This is a genomic window from Moorena sp. SIO3B2 (genome assembly GCF_010692525.1).
Classification (GTDB): domain Bacteria; phylum Cyanobacteriota; class Cyanobacteriia; order Cyanobacteriales; family Coleofasciculaceae; genus Moorena; species Moorena producens.
This window is the reverse complement of sequence record NZ_JAAHHE010000770.1, coordinates 1-1,852: the sequence shown is the minus strand read 5'-3', so window position 1 is coordinate 1,852 and position 1,852 is coordinate 1. Positions and strand designations below refer to the sequence as shown.

Here is a 1,852-nt window from a genome sequence, read left to right as displayed (position 1 = left end):
AGATGTTGCGCCAAATACTACTGTAAATACTACTGTCAGGGAAACAAATCTTGATTTTAAGACAGAATTAGAGGCAGTTCCTGCTAACCAACGTCGGGATTTATTAGTAGAGCGCGTTCGTACCCAAGTTGCTAAAACCTTAGGATTAAGTTTTCCAGATCAAATAGAACTGGGGCAAAGGTTAATTGATTTGGGTCTGGATTCTCTAATGGCAGTTCAGTTGAGGAATCATCTACAATCCAGCGTGGGCTGCTCTCTACGTTCAACTCTACTATTTGACTATCCAACCATAGAGGCAATGGTTGATTATTTATCCCAAGAACTTCTTGCGGATCTCGGTTCGCCAAGCAAAAAGACCCAAAATAACTCCACTGGAACCGAGTCCTTCCTTTCTACCTTAGTGCCCATTCAGCCCGAGGGTTCCAAGCCTCCTTTATTCTTGGTTTCCGGAATTCTTGGCAATGTCTTTGACTTCCAGCAGTTGGCACGTCATCTAGGTTCCGAACAACCGTTATATGGTTTGCGTACCCTCGGTCTTGAAGAAGACTTGCAACCTTATACTTGCATGGCAGATATAGCTGCCCACCATATTAAAGCTGTACAAACAGTTCAACCCAACGGACCCTATCTACTAGGTGGTCATTCTTTCGGGGGGAAAGTCGCGTTTGAGATGGCTCAACAGCTATTGAGTCAGGGGCAGGAAGTGTCTTTGCTGACCATTGTCGATGTCCAAGTAGAAATTCCTGAACCAGAGAAAGACGTAGTTAATTGGGATAATGCCAAATTCATAACTGAGTTAGCGACTATCTATGGAGGCCTTTTAGGTCAAAACCTGGATATTTCCCGCGAAGCACTCCAGTTTCTTAGTTCGGAAGAACAGCTAAACTACTTTCTGGAACGATTGAAAAACGCTGGTCAGATGTTGAGTAAAACTGACCTGAGTCGAATCTTTGAGGTTTACAAAGCTAACACTCAAGCAATTGCTAGCTATCAACCTCAGGAGATTGATGGAACTCCGATTACCTTCTTCCGAGCCAGTGAATTTGGGGCTGTAGGGGATTATTTACCTAATCAGTTAACTACTCTAAAAGATCAAACCTGGGGCTGGGATCAACTTTCTGCTCAACCCTTAGAATTTCATGTTGTCCCAGGGAACCATTTCTCTATGGTAACCGAACCCAATATTTCAGTTTTAGTTCAACAGCTACAATACTGCCTAGATAAAGCAAAGGCAAGAGTAGGTTAGTGTTTTCTATTGCCCTGCCTCAGCTAGGCTTTGCCTAGCTGAAGATTTCACCTCAAATTGGGAGCTTAAGCAAGATGCTTGTTAACAAAGATAGTATCGGAAAAAACATGAGTAAAACAGACAAAGTTAAGTGGGTCTATAGTTCCGAGAATAATCAGGAATTAATTGAACGCTATGACATCTGGGCCAAAGACTACGAGCAAGACCTAGATGATGCATTTGGCTATGTCGGACCAGAGCCTGCAGCAGAGGTATTGGTCAATTATGTTTCCAAAGATGCCAAGATTTTAGATGCCGGAGCAGGTACAGGCTTGGTTGGGCAGTTTCTTAACCAGCGCGGTTACCATCACCTAGAGGCGATGGACATATCCTCAGGCATGCTAGAGGAAGCTCGGAAAAAGAATGTTTACACCAGTTTCCACCAACAAGTTTTGGGTGAACCCTTGGATTTTCCCTCAGCCACCTTTGATGCCATCATCAGTGTTGGGGTTTTTACCTATGGACATGTCAAAAGTAACGCATTTGACGAACTGATTCGTATTACCAAGCCAGGGGGATACATTGTTGTTAGTATGCCTACCGATCTGTCTGAGAGTAACGAGTTCA

2 protein-coding genes are annotated in these 1,852 nt (G+C 43.6%); both read left to right on the top strand.

Annotated features, from left to right (window positions below; translation table 11 throughout):
• Positions 1–1,246: thioesterase domain-containing protein (locus F6K38_RS40860; protein WP_287360540.1), on the top strand; the 1,246-nt coding region annotated here is incomplete at its 5' end.
• 107 nt (positions 1,247–1,353) lie between these two features.
• Positions 1,354–1,852 (top strand): class I SAM-dependent DNA methyltransferase (locus F6K38_RS40855; protein WP_287360539.1); only part of this gene is annotated, 499 nt, incomplete at its 3' end.